The sequence below is a fragment of the Flavobacterium sp. ov086 genome, from assembly GCF_900187965.1.
Taxonomy (GTDB): Bacteria; Bacteroidota; Bacteroidia; order Flavobacteriales; family Flavobacteriaceae; genus Flavobacterium.
Genome location: NZ_FZNL01000001.1, coordinates 317,831 through 341,187 on the forward strand (window position 1 = coordinate 317,831; position 23,357 = coordinate 341,187).

Consider the following 23,357-nt stretch of genomic DNA (forward strand, 5'->3'; position numbering starts at 1 on the left):
CTTTTTTTGTAGGTTATTTTTTATAATTTAGCAAAATGATTAAATCTTAAATGAAAATTATTTGGTCTAAAAAAGCAAAATATAACTTTTATAATATTCAGAATTATCTCGAACTATATTGGACTCCATTAGCTGCTAAAAAATTCATTAATGATGTCGTACACGTTAATGGCTTATTAGAAAAAAATCCTCAATTAGGGAAGTATAGAGCAGATTTAGAATGTCGGGAAATAGTAATTTCAAAGCATGTTACTTTGTATTATCAAACAAAGGAAGATCATATTAGACTTATTGCCTTTTGGAGTAATCGCCAACATCCTGCAGAGATTGGTAGTTTATAAATTTTATATGAGTTTTTTACTTCTCAATTCCTCTAGCATTTCTTCGTGAGTTATATAATCTCCATTTTCAAAATCAAGTTTACCTTGCTCAATTTCTGCTTTTAATTCTAATCTAAAATTTTCTTCCGGAGAAAGTACTTTTGCAATTGAAAGCATTTCATCTGGGGTAAAAGTTTGTGTTTTTAATTTTCGGTAAAATGTTGGGCTTGGTATACCAACTTTTTCAATAATATAATTCTTTTTAAAAGGGGAATTATTCATCAAATCTTCAAGATTACAAACAATATTCTTATATGTGATAATTTCTTGTATCATTTTTAATTTAATTTTATATCATTTATGATACAAATATACATCAAAAAAAGACATATAGGCTTTTTTTGATGTAATTAGTTTAAGAATAATATTACTTCTTAGCAACAAATCTAGGATCAGATTCCATTATTGTGCCACAATTATCGCAAGTTCTTAATTCTAATGAATTGTAGAAATGTTCGAAATGTGGCAAGAAATCTTTCTCTATATTATGAAGTTCAAAAAGCACTTCGTAAAGTTTGTGATTGCAATTATCGCAATGCCAAAGCAAGCCGTCTGTGTATCCTTTTCCGGCGCGTTTGCGCTCGATTACCAAACCAATTGAACCTTCAGAACGAACTGGGGAATGCGGAATTTTAGCTGGATGAAGATACATATCACCGGCATTTAATTCCATTTCTTTGCGTTGGCCGTCTTCCTGGATTACAACTTTTATACTGCCTTCGAGCTGATAAAAAAGCTCTTCGGTTTCGTTGTAATGATAATCTTTTCGGGCATTTGGACCTGCAACAATCATGACAATATAATCGCCGGAATCAACATAAAGATTTTTATTTCCAACAGGCGGTTTTAATAAATGACGGTTTTCGTCGATCCATTTGGTAAGATTGAAAGGTTTTGCTATTGACATTTTTTTGAGGTACTGAGTTTCTAAGTAGCTAAGTTAAGGAAAAAGTTTTGTGTAGAAACGCACAGCAGTGCGTCTCTACAATTTCATCTCTTTTATCAGATAAATATAAACCGGAAAATGATCGCTAAAACCAACTTCGGTTAAACTGTGGCGCAACGGATAACCTTTATATTGTCCAGAAGTTTGAATAAGATACGATCTGTTGAATATTCCTGCTTTCCAATATTTATAAGTGGAGAAATCAGGTTTTATGAGCGATTCAGTAATTATAATTTGGTCAAAAATATCCCAGGAATCTCTAAAAGCGATTGTTCCCATTCCTCTATTTGCCATTTCTTCAAACGGGTTAAAAACACCAAATTCCGGAACTTCACTCTTTTTTGACTTTGCACCAAGTGCAATTTTTACACTTTTATTAAAAGGTCCATCATTTAAATCGCCCATTGTGATCACTTTTGCATTTGGATTAATTTGCTGCAATGAGTCAATAATTTTCCGATTTAAATTTGCAGCGGCTTCCCGAAAAGGACTGCTTGCTTTTTCACCACCAGATCTTGATGGCCAGTGATTAACAATAATATGTATTTCTTCGTCTTCAAGAAAACCAGTAACCAAAAGCTGATCTCGTGTAAAAATTCGATTGTTATTTTTGACTTTAAGTTCAAGATCATCCTCGGTTTCTTCTTTTTTATCTTCTTTAACGGGCAATTTATTTTTGTAGATAAATAAAGGAATGTTTGAATATGAAGTGGGTTTGAAATGTTTTTTCTGATACAATAACGCAACATCAATTCCGCGTTTATCGGGTGAATCAAAATGAATAATTCCGTATTCAAAATCTGCTAATTTGGATTGTTTGATTAGATCTTCGACTACGCCACGGTTTTCAATTTCACAACCTCCAATAATAGTTGGTGCATTGGGATTTTCGGGCGTTCCAATTTCTGATAAAACTCTTGAAAGGTTCTTTAATTTCTGTTCGTATTTTTCTTGCGTCCAATTCTGTACTCCGGTTGGCGTCCATTCATCATCGTTTGTACTTGGATCATCATGGGTATCAAAAAGATTTTCGAAATTGTAAAAGGCAACTGTATGAATTGTATATTTTTTTGATTGTGCCTGCGCAAATGACAATAAAAAGAAAGCCATTATATAAAACTTAAACCAGAGTGTTTGCATAAATAATTCTTTAGAATCGTCAATGTAAGGAAATTTAATTATTTTGTAGGAAATTTCTATTTTATTTATTACTTTATTTTTTGATTATCCTAGAATGTCTCGTAACTTGCTCGTTTAAACTCGCCTTTTCTAAAAATGAAAAAAACTTTTTTTGCCCTTCTATTTCTTATTTTTTTTAATAACACAAACGCTCAAAAAAACAGTTCGTTTGCTGATAGTATTCGGGTAAAATACCATATTCCGGAACTAGCATATGCCGTGGTTTCTGCCGATTCTGTTTTAGAAATTCAAGCTTTAGGATACCAGCGAATAAACTCAAAATACAAGGCGAAAATTAATGATAAATTTAGATTGGGGTCTATTACAAAAACAGTTACGAGTTATCTTGCTGCGGTTTTAGTTAAAGAAGGAAAAATAAAATGGGATACTAAATTCTTTGATTTATATCCAGAATTAAAAGCTAAAAGCAATCCTGCAACATACAATTTTACGTTACAGGATTTTACAACTTTTCGTGCGGGAATCAACACTTGGTCATACGGAAATGATACTCCAACTCAGGACGAAATTAAAGGCAATAATCAGCAACAGCGTTATGAGTTTATCGCTTGGTTTTTGCAGCAAAATCCTTCTACAGAAAAACAACCTGTATATTGGTCAAATCCAAGTTATGTTGCCACAGGACTTATGCTCGAAAAAGCAACCGGCAAAACCTATGAATCATTAGTAAAAGAATTGGGGGAAAAACTGAATATCGATTTTGATTTTGGTCAACCAAATCTAAAGGATAAAAACCAACCTTGGGGACATGATGAGGAATTGAAACCAGAAGAGCCTGCCTTAAATTATAAATTAAACTGGCTTTCATCAGCAGGAAACATAAAGGTTAGTTTACCAGATTATTGCAAGTTTACTCAAATGCAGCTTCTAGGCTTATTAGGAAAATCGAAAGTGCTTACGAAAGAAGAATTCGAATACATGCATTATGGTTTACCCGAATTTTCGTTTGGATGGAATTCAGAAATAAACGAAAAAAGCAACTTAAAATATTCTTTTCATAACGGAAATCCCGGAACTTTTTTAACCAAAGTGTATATTTGCGAAGCAATCAACAAAGCTTTCATCATTTTTGCTAATGTACAATCTGAAGAAGTTGACAAAGGACTTCTATTACTATTAGAAGAATTGCAAAACAAATATGGCGGTTGATATTTTAATCTCAGCCCGATTTAAAAAATAATTTATAATTTTAAGCAAAAAGAAATCATGAACAAGAACAAACTCCAAGACTTCAGGAAAAGCTTTGCTTTTGGTACATTCGTATTTCTTATTTTTGCTTTACATTCATTTACCTGTCAATCCCAACAAAAGATGATTACACCACCTTATTTACAAAAAGGAGATACTGTTGCCATTTTAGCAACTGCCAGAAAAAATATTGATGACAACTTAAAACCTACGATAGACTTACTGCACAGTTGGGGTTTAGAGGCTGTTGTTGGAACTACAATCGGACTCGATTTTAATCAACTAGCAGGAACTGATGAGCAACGTGCTGCTGATTTTCAGCATCAATTGGACAATCCTAATATTAAAGCAATCTGGTGTGCTCGTGGCGGATACGGAACGGTAAGAATGATTGATTTATTGGATTTCACTAAATTCAAACAACACCCAAAATGGATTATTGGTTTTAGCGATGTAACGGTTTTACACAATCATTTGAATACTATGGGTTACAAATCTATCCATGGTATTATGCCTGTAACGATTCCGCGTGCTACTCCGGCGGCTATAAGTTCTATGAAATCGAGTTTGTTTGGCGAGCCACTTTCCTACTCTATTGTCCCGGATAAAATGAACCGTTTTGGAAAAGCAACCGGTGAATTAGTTGGAGGGAATTTATCTATTCTATACAGTTTATTAGGTTCACAATCGGCAATTGACTGCAAGGATAAGATTTTATTTATCGAGGATCTTGATGAATACTTGTATCATATTGATCGTATGATGATGAATTTAAGGCGCAATGGATGCATCGAAAACCTAAAAGGAATTATCATTGGCGGAATGACAAAAATGAAAGACAACGAAGTTCCGTGGGGGAAAAATGCGCTTGAAATTGTAGACGATGTAACCAAAAAATACAATATTCCGGTGATTTTTAATTTCCCCGCCGGACATATTCAGGATAACAGAGCTTTAATTATGGGAAATACCATTTCTATTGACGTAAATGAATCCGGAAGTACTGTTGTTTTTCAAAAATAATATTTTCTGAAAATTTCTTTTCCCTAAGGAATTAAATACCAAATATCATAATCCCACAAAGTCGCCAAGACACAAAGAATTTAACTTTGCGTCTTGGCGACTTTGTGTGCAAATTGCTCGTTACAGCATAAAAATTTATAACTTATAATTCATAATTCAAAAAATGGCTGAACACAACGAACTCGGGAAAAAAGGTGAAAATCTCGCTGTAGAATATCTTCAGGAAAATGGGTATAAAATTCTGGATAGAAACTGGACTTTTCAAAAAGCCGAAATAGATATAATTGCTCAAAAAGGATCCATAATAGCTATTGTCGAAGTAAAGACAAGATCAAGTTTAGATTTTGGTTTACCACAAGATTTTGTGAAACCAAAAAAAATTCAGTTACTCATAAAAGCAGTAAATGCCTACATAAACGATAGGGAAAAGGATTTTGAAGAAGATTGTGAAATTCGTTTTGACATAATAGCAGTTCACAAAAGTGGCGAAACATTTGCAATTGAACATCTTACCGATGCTTTTTATCATTTTTAACATAATTTTTTATTGTTATAATTGTAACAAATTGTTTTTTTATTTATATTTGCATAGATTTATAACATCACTATTAACTAAACCAACCCAATTAAGTTACAAAAAAAAAGAAAAAAAATTATGAAAACCGTTTCTTCAATCGTCGAAAATTACATCAAAACAAAACCTTTTTTATTAAACGCGTTATCGCTTGGCATCATCAATCTAACTTCTCTCTCCCGGAACATTATGACCGAACTGGAAAGTGAATTTGGCAAAGAGGTAAAACAAGGCGCTGTTGTAATGTCGCTAAAACGACTCACGGAAGAACTCGATTTTAAACTAAATCATAAAATTAATAAGGTAATCAAGAATATTGGAGAGATTACGGTTCGATCTGAATTGACAGATTATACTTTTGCTGCTTCAGAAACTGTCCTGAACAAACAAGCCGATTTAATCTCTGATATTAACGCCTTATCTGATATTTTTTATACCTCATCTCGTGGTGTAAATGAAACTAATATAGTAGTAAGCAGCAGCGTAAATCATTTGGTTGAAAAACACTTTATGCGTGAAAAACTGATTCAGAAATTAGATAATTTAGCCTCAATTACAGTAAAATTACCAAAGGAAAACATTGTTGTTCCTGGTATTTATTACTTCATTTTTCAACGTTTGGCCTGGGAGGGAATTATCATAAACGAGGTAATTTCGACTTCAAATGAATTTACAATTTTAGTTGGTGAAGATCAGGTTGATGTTGCTTTTAAAGTAATCAAAGACTTGAAAAACTAATCCAAATTTGACTTATCAGAATCCCTCCGTATTCTTCATTTTATAAAATCCTTTTATCTTTTTTCAATGAAAAGATGAAAGGATTTTTTTTTTACACTCATTACAAAACCATTAATTGCTTTATTTTAGAATAAGAATATTCGTAAGAATTAAAATTCATCATACTTATTACACAAATATCAACCAAAAAGCTACAGACTTGATAAAAGGCGGCTTGACAATCATTTTACTGCTATTTTCTATAAAATTTATTAAAAAAAATAGAATTAAGTTTTTTTCAATACTATTTACTGAGAATAATATTTTTATATATTTGTTAAACTCTCAACAGATAAGAAGAGAATGAGTTATGAAGAAATTAGCCAGAAATTCGGCATCTCTATAAATACATCAGGAACCAAATGAGCAAAGCATTAGAATCAATGCAAGTCATTTTTCAAGTTCATGACGAGATTATCTAAACCAAAAAACCACATTAACCATCAAAATCACTCATCTTGGGTGATTTTTTTTTTGCCAATAATCTTAATTTTTTGAAAACTTTTAAAATGAATAAGCACAAGCAAACCCAAAATCAGTTTTTGAAGTGATCGTATTCGTATTCATAACTGGTTTAAAAGCCAAATTTTCGCTTACATTAAACTGAGACAAAGCAGCATCAATATTGGCATCAATGATATTTAAAACATAAAAACCAACAATAAACAAAGCTGATAAATCTCTGTTTCGTTGAAATTGTTTCTGAGCGGCAATTAATCTGCTGTTATCTAATCTGGCCAAACTTGTAGACGAACTTGAATTTCCGGCAAGTCTGTTTTTGTATTCGTCCCGATAAATATTGTAGTTTTTCTGACTGTCGATATAGAAGTAAACACTTGTTCCTATCGCTCCATAAACCAGAGGAACTTTCCAATATTTTTTATTATAAACTTGTCCTAAACCAGGAAAAATAGCCGAATAAAATGCAGCTTTAGCAGGACGTAAAGGATCTATTGTTTCTGATTTAAGAGTATCTTTTGAAATGATTTGCTTCTTTTCCTGAGCGAAAATTGAGGTTAATCCAAATAACAAGAACAAAAGAATAAATTGATATTGCATAGAGAAGTTTGCTTTAAAATTTCTCTCAAAGAAAACTTATTAGTTCTAAGATTTTTCTTAAGTAAAAGATAAATAAAACTTAATTTTCTTTTCGCCACAAATTTCACGAATGAGCACGAATGAAAATTTCGCATTACAATATAAAATTTGCGAAAATTCGTGAAATTCGTGGCAACGTTTTTTCTTTTACTCTCCCAACATCTCCATTAATTCCAAAGCACGTTTCGTAGATTTTACATTCTCGAAAGTCAGTAAAAGTCGTAAACCATTTGGAGTTTCTTTTTCTTTCATTGTACAAATATTACTATGCGTTTGCACAAATTTTATCACTTTATGAAAACGTTTCGATTGGTAATAATCAGACTGCTGATCAGAAACAAAATAGCCAATCATTTTGCCTTTTTTCATCACCAGTTTCTCAATTCCTATATTAGTCGCAATCCATTTGATACGAATACTATTCATCAAGGCATTCGCTCTTGGTGGCATTGGTCCAAAACGGTCAATTAATTTGTTTTGAAAGATTACCAGTTCTTCTTCATTTTTCACACTGCCCAACTCGTTGTACAAACTCAAACGCTCTGTGACATTATTAATATATTCATCAGAAAACAATAACTCAAAATCAGTATCGATTTGCAGATCTTTTACATATTCCTTCGTTTCAATATCGTTCTCTGCCGGATATAAATCTTTGAATTCGTTTTCTTTTAATTCTTCGATGGCTTCGTTCATGATTTTTTGGTAGGTATCAAAACCAATTTCATTAATGAAACCACTTTGTTCTCCTCCTAATAAATCTCCTGCTCCACGAATTTCAAGATCTTTCATTGCAATGTTGAAACCGCTTCCTAATTCGCTAAATTGCTCCAAAGCCTGAATACGTTTTCTGGCATCTTCGGTCATTGATGAATATGGTGGACAGATAAAATAACAGAATGCTTTTTTATTGCTACGCCCTACCCGACCACGCATTTGATGCAAATCTGACAATCCGAAGTTGTTTGCATTATTAATGAAAATCGTGTTGGCATTTGGCACATCCAGACCACTTTCGATTATTGTGGTTGCAACCAAAACATCAAAATCTCCATTCATGAAACCTAACATCAATTCTTCGAGTTTGGCACCTTCCATTTGTCCGTGACCAATTCCGACTCTGGCATTTGGAACCAAACGCTGAATCATTCCGGCAACTTCTTTTATATTTTCGATTCGGTTATTGATAAAGAAAACCTGTCCGTTTCGTTGAATTTCATACGAAATTGCATCACGAATTACTTCTTCATTAAAACCAACTACATTCGTTTCTATCGGATATCTGTTTGGTGGAGGTGTCGTAATAACAGATAAATCTCTCGCTGCCATTAATGAAAACTGAAGCGTTCTTGGAATTGGCGTTGCCGTTAATGTCAACGTATCAACATTTGCAGCAATAGTTTTTAATTTATCTTTTACGTTTACTCCAAACTTTTGTTCCTCATCGACAATCAATAAACCAAGATCTTTAAAAACTACATTTTTGTTTACCAATTGATGTGTTCCAATTACGATATCTAGTTTTCCTTCGGCTAAATCTTTTAGTGTTTGTGTTTTTTGTTTTGCCGTTCTAAATCGGTTTAAGTAACCAACAGAAACCGGCATATCTTTTAATCGTTCTGTAAAAGTTCTGTAATGTTGGTACGCCAAAATAGTAGTAGGAACCAAAACCGCAACTTGTTTACTATTGTCTACAGCTTTAAAAGCAGCACGAATCGCAACCTCAGTTTTTCCGAAACCTACATCACCACAAACCAAACGATCCATTGGGCGATCGCTTTCCATGTCGGCTTTTACTTCCTGAGTCGATTTAGTCTGATCTGGTGTATCTTCATAAATAAACGAACTTTCTAATTCGTTTTGCAAATAACTGTCCGGCGCAAACTGAAAACCTTTTTCTAAACGGCGTTTTGCATACAATTGAATCAAATTGAACGCAATATGTTTGACGCGCGCTTTGGTTTTTTGTTTTAAAATTTTCCAGGCGTTCGATCCTAACTTATAAATTTTGGGAGGCGTTCCGTCTTTTCCGTTGTATTTTGAAATTTTATGCAGCGAATGAATGCTTACATATACAATATCATTATCAGCATAAACCAATTTTATGGCTTCCTGCGTTTTGCCTTCAACCTGAATTTTTTGCAATCCGCCAAACTTCCCTATTCCGTGATCGATATGGGTTACATAATCACCAACAGAAAGTGCCGTTAATTCCTTAAGCGTGATATTCTGCTTTTTAGAATATCCGTTTTTGATATTAAATTTATGATAACGCTCAAAAATCTGGTGATCTGTGTATGCCGTAATCTGATTTTCTTCGTCAATAAAACCTTGATACAAAGGCAATACAATCGTATGATATTGCTTGCGGATATTCTCTGAATTGGCCTCGTCTAAGCTTTCAAAAATATCATGAAAACGTTTTGCCTGCGCTTCATTCGAACAAAACAGATAATTTTTATATCCGTTAAAATGATTATCGCTCAAATTATTCAACAGCAAATCAAATTGTTTATTGAATGATGGTTGTGGCTGAATATGAAATTCGAACGTTTTTGTGGTTTTAAAAATTGGTTTTGAAGCCAGCTCCACTATCGAAAAATCTAAAGCTCGTTTAATAAACGAGGTCTGATTTAAGAATAATTGTTCGGGAGTTGCGTGTTTTATTTCTCCTGAAAGCTTCTCAAAAGCTTCTTCGGCTCTTGCGAATTGCTTGTCTAACTGACTTAAAAGTCCGTCTGTATTTTGAATAAAAACAACCGTTTTCTCTGCAATATAATCTAAGAAACTTTCTCGGTTTTCCTGAAATATTTTGTTCTCGACATTCGGGATAATCGTGATTTTTTTATGTGTTTCAACTGATAATTGAGTTTCAACATCAAAACTTCTAATGCTATCTACTTCATTACCAAAAAACTCAATTCTGTATGGATGATCGTTCGAGAATGAGAATACATCGACGATTCCTCCACGAACCGAAAATTCTCCGGGTTCTGTAATAAAATCGACTCTTTTAAATTCGTATTCAAACAAAACTTCGTTAATAAAATCGATCGAAATTTTGTCGTTTAAAGCGACTTTTAAAGTGTTTTTGTCTAATTGCTGACGTGTAACTACTTTCTCGAAAAGTGCCTCGGGATACGTAACAATAATTGCTGGTTTCTTGCGGGAATTAATTCGGTTTAAAACCTCAGCGCGAAGCAAAACATTGGCATTATCTGTTTCATCAACTTGATACGGACGGCGAAATGACGCAGGATAAAACAACACATCTTGTTCTCCAATCATTTGTTCCAGATCGTTCAAGTAATAAGCTGCTTCCTCTTTATTGTCTAAAACAACCAGAAAAGGCAACTCGGTTTTTTTGAAAACAGCACGAATCACAAATGAAACTGCAGATCCCAACAATCCGTTAAGATGCATTTTTATTTGATTTTGCTCTAGTAATTGTGTGGCGATCTGCTGTGATTTTGGCAGATTATCATACGTAGTATATAAGGCGTTTTTAGTCAACTGTTGGTAACTTTTTATTTATATTGCTTTGCATTGGAGGGACCGGAACTGTATTCGAATTTGGAATTGCGCGTGTTGTATCTAACATTTTCAGGAAGTCCTCTTCTCCTTCTTCTTTTGGAATTTTGCTTTTTGCTACAACCTGATCCATTTGTCGCTCTAATGAAATAAGTTCTTTATTAATTTCTCCTATCAAGAACGTTACTTTCTTGTCCGGAATTGTATTCAGATTAATAAATAAATCCATCATTTCGACTTTTGTAATCAAAATTGAAATTCGGCTTTTTATTTGAGGAACATTAAATTCGATAGGAATATTGTTGTTTAAAGCCAATGCTTTTTTTGAAATTGCAGCTGATTTTTTCTGAAAAGCTCCAATTGTTTTTCTGGGTTTATCTCCAATTTCTTTAAGGAAATCACGCCATTCTGCCCATGAACTTACTTTTTGCTCAGCAACTTCGTTAATTGGCTCGTCAATAAATGTCCAGGCTTTATTGATATTATTAAAAATAATTTCGTTTTTCTTAGCTTCCTTTGCGTTTTCGGCACGACGTTTTTCATCTTCATTTTGACATGAATTCAGCACAAAAATTAAAAGTAGAAAAAGAGATATTTTATATTTCATTTGGTAAAACATTAAGCTACAAAGTTACAAAGTAATTTTACAATTACGAATTCTGTTTTTACCTATAAATCTTGCAGATTAACATATTTTTTTTGCCCACAGATTTAACGGATTAAACAGATTTACACCGATTATTTTTAAAATCTTTATCTGAAAAATTTAACCGCAAAGTCAGCAAAGGTTTTTTATTCAGGATTACGCATATAAACGCAAAGTTCGCAAAGCTAAATCAACACAAAGCTTTGCGAACTTTGCGTTTATATGCGCATTTTAGATAATAAAACTTTGCGTGCTTTGCGGTAAAACAATCTGCTTCAGTATAAATCTGTGACTAAATTCATCTTTAAATTAAATCCTGCAATAATACTCTCACAACGAATAATCCAAAAAAGCATCTCTATCATTGTTAAATTTATAATTTGTTTTTCTAAAAAGTAAAAATAATTACGAAAACGTTATATTTGCGTCTCTAAAAACTATTCAAAATGAATCCAAAAATATTGATCATTGGCGCTTGCGGTCAAATTGGGACAGAACTGACTCAAAAACTACGTAAGTTATACGGAACAGAAAATGTAATTGCTTCTGATATTCGAAAATTAAATACTGACGTTGTTAATTCAGGTCCTTTTGAAGTGGTAAATGCTTTAGATTTCAATCAAATCGAGCATCTTGTTGAAGTGCATAAAATCACAGATATTTATTTGATGGCGGCACTTTTATCGGCTACAGCCGAGAAGAATCCTGCTTTTGCATGGGATTTGAATATGAACTCCTTATTTCACGTTTTGAATTTGGCTAAAGCCAAAAAAGTAAAAAAGATATTCTGGCCTTCAAGTATTGCAGTTTTTGGACCAACTACTCCAAAAGAAAATACACCTCAATATACTGTTATGGAACCTTCTACGGTTTACGGAATTAGTAAACAAGCGGGAGAAAGATGGTGTGAATATTACCATAATATTTATGGTGTTGATGTTCGAAGCATCCGTTATCCTGGTTTAATTAGCTGGTCTACACCTCCTGGTGGTGGAACTACTGATTATGCGGTTGATATTTTCTATAAGGCTATTGCCGATAAAAAATACGAGTGCTTTTTATCATCAGAAACAAAAATGCCTATGATGTATATGGATGACGCAATCGATGCTACGATTAATATTATGAAAGCACCGGCTGAAGAAATCAAAATACATTCTTCATACAATTTAGCAGCGATGAGTTTTACTCCAACAGAAATTGCTAATGAAATTAAAAAACATATTCCTGAATTTACGATTACTTATGAGCCTGATTTCCGTCAGAAAATTGCGGATAGCTGGCCAGCAAGTATCGACGATGCTGAAGCTAGAAAAGATTGGGGATGGAAACATACATTTGATCTTGAAACTATGACCAAAGATATGCTGGAACATTTAGGATAATCTTAAATTCGGTTCTAATTTAAAGCCTGTTATTTTTAAAATAACAGGCTTTTCTTTTTTGCGAAAATATATTTTTTGGATAAAGTTGGTCATTACATAATTTTCTTATTTTTGATTCCGTTAGAATAATTTCAAATTTTATCTAAAATCATCAATCAAATCACAAAAAACATGTTAATCAAATGACAAATTCTTATCATCCGATCGATCAAAGCAAACGAACTGCTATTGTCGACATTCTTCGTGGCTGGGCTATTTTGGGAGTCGCCATTGGCAATTATTCTGATTTTCTACACATCGGTGTAGAGCACAAAATCAACAATAGCATAATATCTGATATCCTTTTTTATTTTAATCGCTATTTTTTTGCAGCAAAATCCTGGACTTTATTAACGCTTTTATTTGGCTATGGTTTTGCTATTTTAATTAACAATGTAGCAGCTAAAGGAAAAAATCCAGTTACATTTTTTGCCTGGCGAATGATTTTGCTTTTTATTTTGGCTTTTATCAATTCATCTTTTTGGCTTGGAGACATTCTAAAAGACTATGCTTTTTTAGGTCTTGTAATGTTGTTATTTTATAAAAGTTCAGCAAAAACTTTAAGTATTATTTGTGCAGTTCTTGTTCTTGCTATTCCTTTTATAATGGCTTATGTAAGTGGATTTAAAGTTGAACATCCGGAAATTACCACAAATCCTGAATATTTAAAATTGTATCATTCCGGAAACTGGCTGGACTTTTTTAAATTCAATTTATTGGCTTCTTTTTACGAACAAATCATTATTCCGGGTTACGCCATTACAGCACATATAGTAATGTTTGCCTGTATGCTTTTTGGATTTCTTCTTCAAAAACTAGATTTTTTTAATCGCTTAAACGAACAGAAAAAGTTATTGAAAAACACCCTTTGTATCAGTTTAGTTACGGCTATAATTATTGGTATTGGTTTCAATTTAATAATTTCTTATAAGGTCGATATCCTTAAAATCTTTCATCCGCTTTACTGGTTAGTTTTGAGCACAATGATTTTTATTGCAACGGGAATTTGTCTGTTATATACCCACGGAAAACTAAAAACAATTTTTAGTTATTTTAGTGCTGGCGGTAAAATGACCTTGACTAATTATATTGTTCAGAATGTTCTGGCTGCTTTTATTTTTTCCGGAATTGGTTTAGGAATTGCCGATACTATGCCTTATTGGTTTTACTTTTCATTAGCCGTTTTTGTCTTCATCCTTCAATTATTCATTAGCAAATGGTGGCTTTCAAAATACAATTATGGCCCAATTGAATGGTTATGGAGATCCGCCAGTTACCGAAAGTTATTCCCTTTCAAGAAAACACAATCTGAAGTTATTACTGAAATAAAAATAGTATAATCTTCCTTCATTAGATAAAATTTGAAAAAAGGAAAAGCCCTTAAAATTAGTTTTAAGGGCTTTTTTATAAAATATAATTTTTGCTTATTTCACTTCATAAACATTATTTGACGCTTTAATATCTGCCATTAATCCACTTGGATCAATTGTGATTTTTTTAATCGCCGTTTTGTTTTTATCGATTGTAAAGCTGTAGTTTGACATTGCCCAAGCCCAATCTTCAAGAACAGTTCTTTTTAAGTTAGGGTTTGGATTTGGTTTAATAAAATTCATCATTCTTAACGGAATATAAAAACTCTCAGAGGTTCCGTCTGTATATTCTACAGTTAGATCTATTGGCATTGGCATTCTTCCAATTCTTTCTAAGGTAACGGTTGTTTTTCCTGCATTATCTGCAACAGCTGCAATACCGTAATCAATAGTATTTGTTGTTTCAGTCCAATCGATTAAATACCAATCCAGTTCAGCTCCCGAAACTCTTTCGGCTGTTCTTTTGATATCATTTGGAGATGGATGCTTGAATTTAAAATCGTTGTAATATCTTTTTAAAGTTGCATTTACATTCTCTTTTCCAATTACATATTCTAATTGCGACAAAAAGATACTTCCTTTTACGTAAGATGAAATACTGTAAGGCCTGTTCTCGTCATAACGATCACCATGCGTCGATTGTGGTTGTTCTTTTCCTGACTCTACTAACTTATAATAAGCCGCATAATTTCCTTTAAACGGATTCTCTACTTTTTTATCTCCTTTTAATTCATTCAAAGCCATGTCTTCGATGTAAGTTGTAAAACCTTCATCCATCCATGGGTGTTTTGATTCGTTTGAAGCTAAAATATGCTGAAACCAAGAGTGTCCCATTTCGTGCGTTGCTGTTCCCAAAACACCTTCAAGAGTTCCGTTTCCAAGCATTAAAGTACACATTGCATACTCCATTCCGCCATCACCACCTTGAATAAATGAATATTGTTTGTATGGATATGCTCCTACTTTATGATTATAAAAATCCATTACTTTAACCATTAACGGCTCTAATTTTTTCCAGTTTTCAGCTGTTTTTGGATTGTTTTTGTAGAAGAAATGCAAATCAACATCATTTGGTCCTTTTACAATATCATGTACATATTCTTTGTCTGCTGCCCAGGTAAAATCGTGAACATTTGGCGCAATAAAATGCCATGTTAATGTTTTTGTCTTTTTTGGATAAACAACGGTTACTCCGGCATCTTCGTAACCATGACCAATTTGATTTTTGTCTTGTAAATATCCTGAACCCCCAATTGTGTAGTCCTTATCGATTGTAATTTTTACATCAAAATTACCCCAAACACCATGAAATTCTCTTGCAATATATGGATCTGCGTGCCAGCCTTCAAAATCAAATTCGGCCAATTTAGGATACCATTGTGACATTGAAAGTTCTACTCCTTCAGAATTATTACGTCCTGAACGACGAATTTGAACCGGTACCTGCCCATCAAAATCTAATGTAAAGGTTGTTTTAGAATTTGGTAAAATTGGCTTAACCAAAGTAACCTCCAGAATAGTTCCCGAAGTTCTGGTTTGAGCAGTTACTCCGTCTTGTTTAAGATTTGTGATTTTCAGATATCCAACCTCATTTGGTTTCAAAGTTTCAATTCGGCTTTGTTTAACCTCTTTCCCATCAGCTCCTTTTACTTTACTAACCATTCTTCCGTCAGGATCTTTTATAGAATGCAAACGTGCATCCATTTCGCTTCCCGGCTGAAAAGCATTTGGATACAAATGATAAAAAACTTTTCTTAAGGTATCCGGTGAATTATTGGTATAAACCAATTCCTGTTTCCCTTTGTACTGATAGTTTTTTACATCCATTGACACTTCCATTTTGTAATCAACATGTTGTTGCCAATAGGGAGCATTTTGTGCAATTGCTGAGTTTAAACCAAAACTCAAAAAAGATAGTAAGATAATTTTTCGCATGATTGTTTTAATAAAAATGGAAGAGTTGCCACTCTTCCATTAGATTAATATTCTATTTTTTATTTATTTCTTTGACATTTTTTCTGCCATCAATAAAGCGTTGTATGCATTCACCATTTTACCTGTTTTTGAAGATTCCGCTGAAGAAACCGGAACAGGTTTTTGAGTTGGATCCGGATTTTCACCTAAAACGATCATCGACGGAAGCGCAACTCCTGAATCCATTAAAATATGTTTTACCTGAGACGCTTTTAGTTTTGGATAATAAGAACGAATCAAAGCTGCAACTCCGGCAACATTTGGAGATGCCATCGATGTTCCTTGCAAATATTTGTATTTATTATTTGGAACCGTTGCATAAATTTCTTCACCCGGAGCAAAAACGTCTACATTTATTTTTCCGAAATTTGAAAACGAAGCTACTACATTTTCTCCGTAATCTTTATTGATTGCTCCAATCGTAATTACGTTATCAGCAAATTCTTTGACATTGTCTTCAGAGTCATTTGGATAATTGATGTTTTTTGTTTCATCGATGTTATATCCGTCATTTCCTGCTGCGTGAACAATTAAAACATCTTTTTTGGCAGCATATTTTATGGCATCATAAACCCATTGTTTGTGCGGAGAAAAACTTTTTCCGAAACTTCCGTTAATTACTTTTGCCCCATTATCTACTGCATAACGAATTGCCAATGCAATATCTTTATCGTACTCATCTCCATCAGGAACTGCTCTTACAGTCAAAATTTCAACATTATTAGAAATTCCGTCTCCTCCTAAATTATTTCCGCGAATTTGCCCAATAATTCCGGCAACGTGAGTTCCGTGAAGTGCTTTTTCTTTGTCCGGACCAAAAACTACATTATTTCCATAATGATTGTTTTTAATATCTTCAGGATTATCTCCTACTATTTTTCTTCCGTCATAATCTTTGTTCAGGTTATAATTGAATTGGTCGTAAACTGATTCTCTATAATCTTCCAGTTCCGCTTCCGGATCAAAAGTTGGGCCTCCGTTAGTAAAAATTTGGGTCATGATCATTTTACTTCTGGTCACTTTTGGATCTGTTGAAGTAATTGTGCTTAAATCTTCAAGTTTGTAAGTCGTTTTATTTAACTCCTTTTTAATAGTATTATGTACATCTAACAAAAAGTCTACTTGTTGTTTGTCTTCAAGAACCTTACTTGATCTTTCTTCATATTGTGCTAAAGCGGCTTTATATTGCGCTGATCCGTCATCGCCTTTTTTAACGATACGTGTCATTTCAAGGTTTTCGTGAACAGCATCGCCCAGGAAATTCCACCCGTGAATATCATCGATAAATCCATTTTTATCATCATCGATTCCGTTACCCGGAATTTCTTTAGGGTTTGTCCAGATCATTCCCTGTAAGTCCGGATGTTCGATGTCAACACCAGAATCTACGATACCTACAATTACTTTTTTGCCTGTTTTTCCTTGTAATAATTCGGCGTAAGCCCTATCAACACTCATTCCGGCAATAGAATCTTTGATTAAATCAAGATGACTCCATCTTTGTAATTCGTTTTCACTAAGAGGTGCTTTTTTTACGATTGCCAAAGGTGCTGTAATTGCAACTTTAGAAGTTGAATTTTGTGCTTGAACGGTTGCACTACCTGCTAAAACAAGTAATACCCAAGCTGATAAAGTAAAGGGTTTTATAGGACTCATATATCTGTATATAATTGTAAAGTTAAAAGATGGGCCTAAATTATGATTTTTTGTTACAAAAAACTAACAGTTAACAATGCGTTATGAATTTCTGCCCATTCTTGAACATCGCCTAAAAACCATTAAAGCTTTTTTTGGCAGCACTTTACATTAATTTATCAGCAAATATATTGACTTAGCATTTATAGAAATTTATAAAAAAATTAAAAAGAAAATCCCGTTACGTCTTCCCGTAAGGAAAGCTGAGCTTAATTATATATCCTTGCGCAATTGAATCATAAACTCTTTCTATGAAAACAAAACTACTCTTGTTGCTTTTATTAGCAAATTTTTCTATTCATGCTCAAAACACCGCAATCCCGGATATTAATTTCGAAAAAAAATTGATCTCATTAGGAATCGATTCAGGTACTCCAGATGGAAAAGTTCTTACCGCCAATGTTTCGGTTGTTACATCATTATCAATATCCAGTAGTAATATATCTGATTTGACAGGGATTCAGGATTTCGTGTCGTTAAAAACACTGTATTGTGACAACAATCAAATAAGAATTCTGGATCTTTCTAAAAACATAGCTTTAACAGAGTTAAGATGTTTTTACAATAGATTGATCAGCCTTAATTTAAAAACAGGAAAAAAACTTTCTTATTTCGACTTAGACACTACAAACAATTTTACTCTCGAATGCATATTGGTCGATGATGTGGATTTAACTCGAAACTGGAGAAAAAAAATAGATGTTTTTACTAAATTTAATGATGTTGCCTGTTATACTTATACCAAAATTTTAGATGGAAATTTTGAAGAAAAATTAATTGCTTTAGGTATCGACACAGATGGAAAAAATGGAAAAGTTATCACCACAAACATTTCTTCACTTACTACTTTAGATATATCCTACAGTGGTATTGCAGATTTAACCGGGCTTGAAGATTTTTTATCTTTAACCAATTTAAATTTCGCCGGAAACGCTCTTACCTATTTTGATCCCTCAATTTATCCTCGTCTAAATTCATTAGATTGCTCTTCAAACTTATTAAGAGGACTTGATATTACAAAAAACATAAATTTGTCAAGTCTTAATTGTTCTAAAAACAATTTGGTTAACTTGAATCTGCAAAATGGAAAAAACAGTGATATAACTTATCTAGACACCAAATCTAATCCTAATTTATCCTGTATTCTTGTAGATAATGTTTCGTATGCTACATCACACTTCATTGAAAAAGACTTAAACACCATTTTTAGTGAGACAATATGTACACCTGCGTATACTTTAATTCCAGATGCTTATTTCGAAAACAGACTTATTGCCTTAGGAATTGATACCGATGGAAAAAATGGGAAGGTAATAACCTCAAGTATTGCAGAAATTACAACTTTGGACGTTTCTGGACAGTTTATTAGTAGTTTGACGGGAATTCAGGATTTTAAAGCTTTAAAAACTTTAGATTGTAGCAATAATAGACTAAAAACACTGGACCTTACTAAAAATATCGCTTTGGAAAGATTAAATGGTAATACCAATTTATTATCCTCTACTATTGATCTTTCTATGAATAAAAAACTGTTGTATTTTAATTGTTCCGACAATCAATTGACCACTTTAGATTTCTCTAAAAACATTGCTTTAAAAGAAATAATGTGTCAATCAAACCTATTAAATAATTTAAATGTTTCACAGAATTTTGCTTTAACAGAAATAAATATTATTTCTAACAAACTAACAAGCCTTGATCTCTCTAAAAATATTTCTCTAAATTATCTAATCTGTAATGAGAACCTATTAACAAGCCTTGATTTCTCTAATAATCCGTTGCTGGAAGTAGCAATTCTTAGAAAAAATAAATTAACGAGTGTTAATGTTTCTAAAAATTCTCTTTTACATGAGTTGGACTTAGAGGACAATCAATTGGCAAATATCGATGTTTCTAAAAACCGTAACTTAGTATGGCTGTTTTGCCAACAAAATAAATTAACAAAACTGGATGTTTCCCAAAATATAAGTCTGTCCTGGTTCGACTGCAGTTCAAACCAATTAACAACTTTAGATGTTTCTAAAAATGCCTCTTTAGATTATTTTTATTGCGGAGCTAATAATCTATTAAATTTGAATTTAAAAAATGGCAGAAACAAGTATATAACACGCTTTAGTTGCTTTTCTAATAGCCAACTAAACTGCATTTTGGTCGACGATACCACATACTCCAACACTAATTGGTCAGACAAGAAAGATGAACACATGATTTTTAGTGATACACCTTGTACTCTTTACACTTCAATTCCTGACATTAATTTTGAGAATAAATTAATTGCTTTAGGTTTAGACTCCTCTATTTCTGACGGAAAAGTATTAACGGAAAACATTGCAAATATCACTTCTCTCGATGTTTCATCAAGCGCTATTACTGACTTGTCAGGAATTCAGGATTTTGGAGCATTAACAGATTTAAAATGTAATTCGAACCAAATAAAAAACCTTGATTTATCTAAAAATATCGTTTTAAGCAATTTAGACTGTAGCTCAAATCAGTTGAAGAATTTGAACATCAGTAAAAATTTAGCCTTAAAAAATTTAAACTGCAGTTCAAATCAATTAACAACATTTGATGTTCTTGAAAATGTGTTTCTAATAAGTTTAGATTGTAATTCTAATCAAATAAGTTCTTTTGATATTTCTTCGAATATTAATTTAACAACTTTTCGCTGTAACGATAACAAGCTTTCAGCATTGAATTTAAAGAACGGGAAAAATAATTTATTGGTTACTTTAGATTTTAAAAATAATCCTGATTTAAACTGTATTTTAGTCGATGATCCGGCTAATGCTGCTATTAATTGGATCGATTTTAAAGACAGCTCAGCAACTTACAATAATGATTGTTTGTCTCCTTATACTTTGATTCCGGATGCCAATTTCGAAAATAAATTAATCGCATTAGGGATTGATACTGATGGTGAAAACGGAAAAGTACTTACGACAAGTATTTCAGCGATAACTTCCCTGGATGTTTCTTCAAGTTTAATAACTGATTTGACTGGTATACAAGATTTTGAAAATTTAACGAATCTAAATTGTCAAAACAATCAGATATCAAATTTAAATATTTCAAAAAATACAGCTTTGACAGATTTAAATTGTTATCATAATCCTTTATTAAGCCTGGATGTTTCTAACAATACTTATTTATTAAATTTATTTTGTGGATTTAATCAACTATCAAATCTTGATGTATCAACAAATACAGCCTTAATAAATCTAGACTGTTCTGTAAACAATCTAACGTATCTTGATGTTTCAAAAAATAATGCTTTAACTACTTTAGACTGTAATACAAATTTGATAAAGAAACTGGATTTTTCTAAAAACACTAATTTAACAGCACTAAATTGCGGAAACAACAATTTGGTCAATTTAGATATAAAAAATGGAAAAAACACACTACTAACGAGTTATAACTTTAAACTTAATCCTAAGTTAAGCTGCATTCAGGTAGATAATGCTTCTTATTCAAATACAAATTGGTTAACCGGAAAAGATAATATTGCGATCTACAATGAAACAGCTTGTACTGCATATACACTTATTCCTGATGCTAATTTTGAAAACTTTTTAGTTAAATTTGGATTTGATAATGATGGTTATAATGGAAAGATAGCAACGGAAAATATTAAATCAATAAAAACATTATATATCGACAATAATTCAATTGCGGATTTTACAGGCATTCAGGATTTTGAATCCTTAACCCTTTTAGATTGTAATTCAAATAAACTTACTACTCTGGATCTTTCTAAAAACACTGCATTAACGTATTTAGATTGTAGTTCAAACTATTTAACAAGTTTAAATATTTCAAAAAACACTGCATTAAAAACCTTAAAATGCAATAACATAGACAACCATTCTAATAGAGGACTAACCAATCTGGATATTTCTAAAAATATTGCCCTAACTAGTTTAACTTGTTTCAGCAATCGTTTTACAGCTCTTGATGTTTCTAAAAACACCAAATTAACTGAATTAGACTGTTATGACAACAATTTGAGTAATCTTGATATTTCTAACAATCTTGCTTTAGTTAAATTGTCTTTTGGTAAAAACTTAATAAAAACGGTTGATCTTACAAATCATAAAGCTTTGACACAGCTTGGATGTAATGACAATAAATTGACTGAACTTAATTTAAAAAACGGAAAAAACAATTTATTAAATAGTGCAGAGTCCAATTTTCAAACAAATCCAAATTTAACTTGCATTCAGGTCGATGATGTAACGTACTCTAACTCCAACTGGGGCAGTATAAAAGATGCGTCTGCAAATTATAGCAGCAACTGCGGAATCCCTAACACTTTTACTTTACTTAATGACATTTTATTTGAAAAAAAATTAATTGAACTGGGAATTGACAAAGATGGTGAAAATGGCAAAATAGAAAACTCAAGCATAAACAAATTAACCTCTTTAGATCTTTCCAGCTCTAATATTACTGATATGACGGGAATTGAAGGTTTTACATCTTTAACCTATTTAGATCTTTCTGTTAACAACTTAAGCACAATCAATGTTAGTCAAAACACTTTGCTTACTAAGTTAGATTTAAATTATAATAAGATCACTAATCTAGACGTTAGCGCAAACAAAGAATTAATTAACCTAAGTTTTGCGGCAAATCAAATTTCAACAATTGATTTATCTCAAAATAAAAAGCTTCATTATTTAACGGTTGATTATAATTCATTAAGCGTCCTTGATCTAACTGCAAACAATGAATTAGAAATCATTTCGTGCGGATCTAACAACTTAACAACATTGAATACATCAAATCTGTCCAATTTACTTACCTTGTTGTGTGGATTAAATCAAATTCCAGCTTTAGATCTTTCGAACAATCTTAAGTTAGATATTTTACAGTGTTATAATAACAATTTAACTTCATTAGACCTAAATCACAATGTTCTTTTAAAAAGATTAAATGCTGCCAATAATCAATTAACATCATTGGACTTATCGCATAATCCTCTTTTAGAACTTGTTTATATTGAATTCAATCCTCTAACGACATTAAATCTACAAAACGGAAATAATGAAAATTTTATATTACCTGCATCAAATGGCACAGATAAGAAAAGTGGTAAGGTTGACGCTTGTAGTTTTTTAAACAATAAAAGCCTTTCGTGTATTCAGGTTGATGATGTAGAATTTTCGAATGCAAAATGGAGTACTATAAAAGAACCGACTTCGACTTATTCCAGCACTTGTAAAAACTTAGGTATTGAAGATTCTGTTTTCAACAAAGTTGTTATGTATCCTAATCCAACAAAAGGAAAAGTAACTATTGATAATTTAACTTTAGAAAAAGCGACTATTTATAATACGTCAGGGCAATTAGTTAGATCATTCACTTTAGACTCTGCCAATACAAGTAATACAATTGATTTATCAGGACTTCCAAGAGGAGTTTATTATATATATATGATCAATCAGGACGCAGCTTCGGCTAAGAAAATTATCGTCGAATAATTACAATTAGTTAAACTAAAAAATCCCATTTTCATTAAATTGAAA

Annotated in this window: 16 protein-coding genes; 8 read left to right on the forward strand and 8 right to left on the reverse strand. The window is 32.3% G+C overall.

Annotated elements, in window-relative coordinates; translation table 11 throughout:
- Positions 1 to 50 precede the first annotated feature (50 nt).
- Positions 51 to 341: a type II toxin-antitoxin system RelE/ParE family toxin gene (locus tag CHB81_RS01375; RefSeq protein WP_089350090.1), complete on the forward strand. Its 291-nt coding sequence runs from the start codon at positions 51 to 53 to the stop codon at positions 339 to 341.
- 3 nt (positions 342 to 344) lie between these two features.
- Here CHB81_RS01375 and CHB81_RS01380 read toward each other — a convergent pair whose 3' ends face one another.
- The 3 genes from CHB81_RS01380 to CHB81_RS01390 all read right to left on the reverse strand — a co-directional run bounded on the left by CHB81_RS01380 (position 345) and on the right by CHB81_RS01390 (position 2,466).
- Entirely contained in the window at positions 345 to 656 is a 312-nt protein-coding gene (locus CHB81_RS01380; protein ID WP_089350091.1) for a hypothetical protein, read from the reverse strand.
- 91 nt (positions 657 to 747) lie between these two features.
- A complete protein-coding gene (locus tag CHB81_RS01385; protein WP_089350092.1) occupies positions 748 to 1,287 on the reverse strand; it encodes a 3-hydroxyanthranilate 3,4-dioxygenase in 540 nt (179 codons plus the stop codon).
- A gap of 75 nt (positions 1,288 to 1,362) precedes the next feature.
- On the reverse strand, positions 1,363 to 2,466 hold the full coding sequence (locus CHB81_RS01390) for an endonuclease (protein ID WP_089350093.1): 1,104 nt from the start codon (positions 2,464 to 2,466) through the stop codon (positions 1,363 to 1,365).
- 135 nt (positions 2,467 to 2,601) lie between these two features.
- Between CHB81_RS01390 and CHB81_RS01395 the strand changes: the two genes are divergently transcribed.
- From CHB81_RS01395 to CHB81_RS01410, 4 genes are all read left to right on the forward strand, one after another.
- Entirely contained in the window at positions 2,602 to 3,675 is a 1,074-nt protein-coding gene (locus tag CHB81_RS01395; RefSeq protein WP_089350094.1) for a serine hydrolase, read from the forward strand.
- A gap of 162 nt (positions 3,676 to 3,837) precedes the next feature.
- Positions 3,838 to 4,737, forward strand: a complete 900-nt coding sequence (locus CHB81_RS01400; RefSeq protein ID WP_089350095.1) for an LD-carboxypeptidase — start codon at positions 3,838 to 3,840, stop codon at positions 4,735 to 4,737.
- 163 nt (positions 4,738 to 4,900) lie between these two features.
- On the forward strand, positions 4,901 to 5,272 hold the full coding sequence (locus CHB81_RS01405) for a YraN family protein (RefSeq protein ID WP_089350096.1): 372 nt from the start codon (positions 4,901 to 4,903) through the stop codon (positions 5,270 to 5,272).
- A gap of 120 nt (positions 5,273 to 5,392) precedes the next feature.
- The gene (locus CHB81_RS01410) at positions 5,393 to 6,049 is read left to right on the forward strand and encodes a hypothetical protein (RefSeq protein WP_008466087.1); all 657 of its coding nucleotides are present in this window, start codon (positions 5,393 to 5,395) and stop codon (positions 6,047 to 6,049) included.
- A 543-nt stretch (positions 6,050 to 6,592) separates the two neighbouring features.
- Here the strand turns inward: CHB81_RS01410 and CHB81_RS01415 are convergent.
- The 3 genes from CHB81_RS01415 to CHB81_RS01425 form a co-directional block, all read right to left on the reverse strand.
- Positions 6,593 to 7,147: a DUF5683 domain-containing protein gene (locus tag CHB81_RS01415; protein WP_089350097.1), complete on the reverse strand. Its 555-nt coding sequence runs from the start codon at positions 7,145 to 7,147 to the stop codon at positions 6,593 to 6,595.
- A gap of 186 nt (positions 7,148 to 7,333) precedes the next feature.
- Complete coding sequence (gene mfd / locus CHB81_RS01420) at positions 7,334 to 10,699, reverse strand: transcription-repair coupling factor (protein WP_089350098.1); 3,366 nt, start codon at positions 10,697 to 10,699, stop codon at positions 7,334 to 7,336.
- Positions 10,692 to 11,324, reverse strand: coding sequence for a hypothetical protein (locus CHB81_RS01425; RefSeq protein WP_089350099.1), 633 nt, complete (start codon positions 11,322 to 11,324; stop codon positions 10,692 to 10,694). Before CHB81_RS01425 ends, mfd begins: the two co-directional genes overlap by 8 nt.
- A gap of 485 nt (positions 11,325 to 11,809) precedes the next feature.
- On the opposite strand from CHB81_RS01425, the gene CHB81_RS01430 reads away from it, so the two are divergent.
- Together CHB81_RS01430 and CHB81_RS01435 are read left to right on the forward strand one after the other, a co-directional pair.
- Positions 11,810 to 12,748: an L-threonine 3-dehydrogenase gene (locus CHB81_RS01430; protein ID WP_089350100.1), complete on the forward strand. Its 939-nt coding sequence runs from the start codon at positions 11,810 to 11,812 to the stop codon at positions 12,746 to 12,748.
- A 182-nt stretch (positions 12,749 to 12,930) separates the two neighbouring features.
- Complete coding sequence (locus CHB81_RS01435) at positions 12,931 to 14,127, forward strand: DUF418 domain-containing protein (protein WP_089350101.1); 1,197 nt, start codon at positions 12,931 to 12,933, stop codon at positions 14,125 to 14,127.
- An 84-nt stretch (positions 14,128 to 14,211) separates the two neighbouring features.
- Here the strand turns inward: CHB81_RS01435 and CHB81_RS01440 are convergent, their stop codons facing one another.
- Both CHB81_RS01440 and CHB81_RS01445 read right to left on the reverse strand, forming a co-directional pair.
- Positions 14,212 to 16,092, reverse strand: a complete 1,881-nt coding sequence (locus CHB81_RS01440) for a M1 family metallopeptidase (RefSeq protein WP_089350102.1) — start codon at positions 16,090 to 16,092, stop codon at positions 14,212 to 14,214.
- 63 nt (positions 16,093 to 16,155) lie between these two features.
- Complete coding sequence (locus CHB81_RS01445) at positions 16,156 to 17,787, reverse strand: S8 family peptidase (protein ID WP_089350103.1); 1,632 nt, start codon at positions 17,785 to 17,787, stop codon at positions 16,156 to 16,158.
- Positions 17,788 to 18,077: 290 nt separating this feature from the next.
- Between CHB81_RS01445 and CHB81_RS01450 the strand changes: the two genes are divergently transcribed.
- Entirely contained in the window at positions 18,078 to 23,312 is a 5,235-nt protein-coding gene (locus CHB81_RS01450) for a T9SS type A sorting domain-containing protein (protein WP_089350104.1), read from the forward strand.
- Positions 23,313 to 23,357 lie beyond the last annotated feature (45 nt).

What these genes read in the sequence shown, in the direction of transcription:
- CHB81_RS01375 (WP_089350090.1), top strand. Translation starts at nt 51, where the DNA reads ATGAAAATTATTTGGTCTAAAAAAGCAAAATATAACTTTTATAATATT.
- CHB81_RS01380 (WP_089350091.1), bottom strand. Translation starts at nt 656, where the DNA reads ATGATACAAGAAATTATCACATATAAGAATATTGTTTGTAATCTTGAA.
- CHB81_RS01385 (WP_089350092.1), bottom strand. Translation starts at nt 1,287, where the DNA reads ATGTCAATAGCAAAACCTTTCAATCTTACCAAATGGATCGACGAAAAC.
- CHB81_RS01390 (WP_089350093.1), bottom strand. Translation starts at nt 2,466, where the DNA reads ATGCAAACACTCTGGTTTAAGTTTTATATAATGGCTTTCTTTTTATTG.
- CHB81_RS01395 (WP_089350094.1), top strand. Translation starts at nt 2,602, where the DNA reads ATGAAAAAAACTTTTTTTGCCCTTCTATTTCTTATTTTTTTTAATAAC.
- CHB81_RS01400 (WP_089350095.1), top strand. Translation starts at nt 3,838, where the DNA reads ATGATTACACCACCTTATTTACAAAAAGGAGATACTGTTGCCATTTTA.
- CHB81_RS01405 (WP_089350096.1), top strand. Translation starts at nt 4,901, where the DNA reads ATGGCTGAACACAACGAACTCGGGAAAAAAGGTGAAAATCTCGCTGTA.
- CHB81_RS01410 (WP_008466087.1), top strand. Translation starts at nt 5,393, where the DNA reads ATGAAAACCGTTTCTTCAATCGTCGAAAATTACATCAAAACAAAACCT.
- CHB81_RS01415 (WP_089350097.1), bottom strand. Translation starts at nt 7,147, where the DNA reads ATGCAATATCAATTTATTCTTTTGTTCTTGTTATTTGGATTAACCTCA.
- CHB81_RS01425 (WP_089350099.1), bottom strand. Translation starts at nt 11,324, where the DNA reads ATGAAATATAAAATATCTCTTTTTCTACTTTTAATTTTTGTGCTGAAT.
- CHB81_RS01430 (WP_089350100.1), top strand. Translation starts at nt 11,810, where the DNA reads ATGAATCCAAAAATATTGATCATTGGCGCTTGCGGTCAAATTGGGACA.
- CHB81_RS01435 (WP_089350101.1), top strand. Translation starts at nt 12,931, where the DNA reads ATGACAAATTCTTATCATCCGATCGATCAAAGCAAACGAACTGCTATT.
- CHB81_RS01440 (WP_089350102.1), bottom strand. Translation starts at nt 16,092, where the DNA reads ATGCGAAAAATTATCTTACTATCTTTTTTGAGTTTTGGTTTAAACTCA.
- CHB81_RS01445 (WP_089350103.1), bottom strand. Translation starts at nt 17,787, where the DNA reads ATGAGTCCTATAAAACCCTTTACTTTATCAGCTTGGGTATTACTTGTT.
- CHB81_RS01450 (WP_089350104.1), top strand. Translation starts at nt 18,078, where the DNA reads ATGAAAACAAAACTACTCTTGTTGCTTTTATTAGCAAATTTTTCTATT.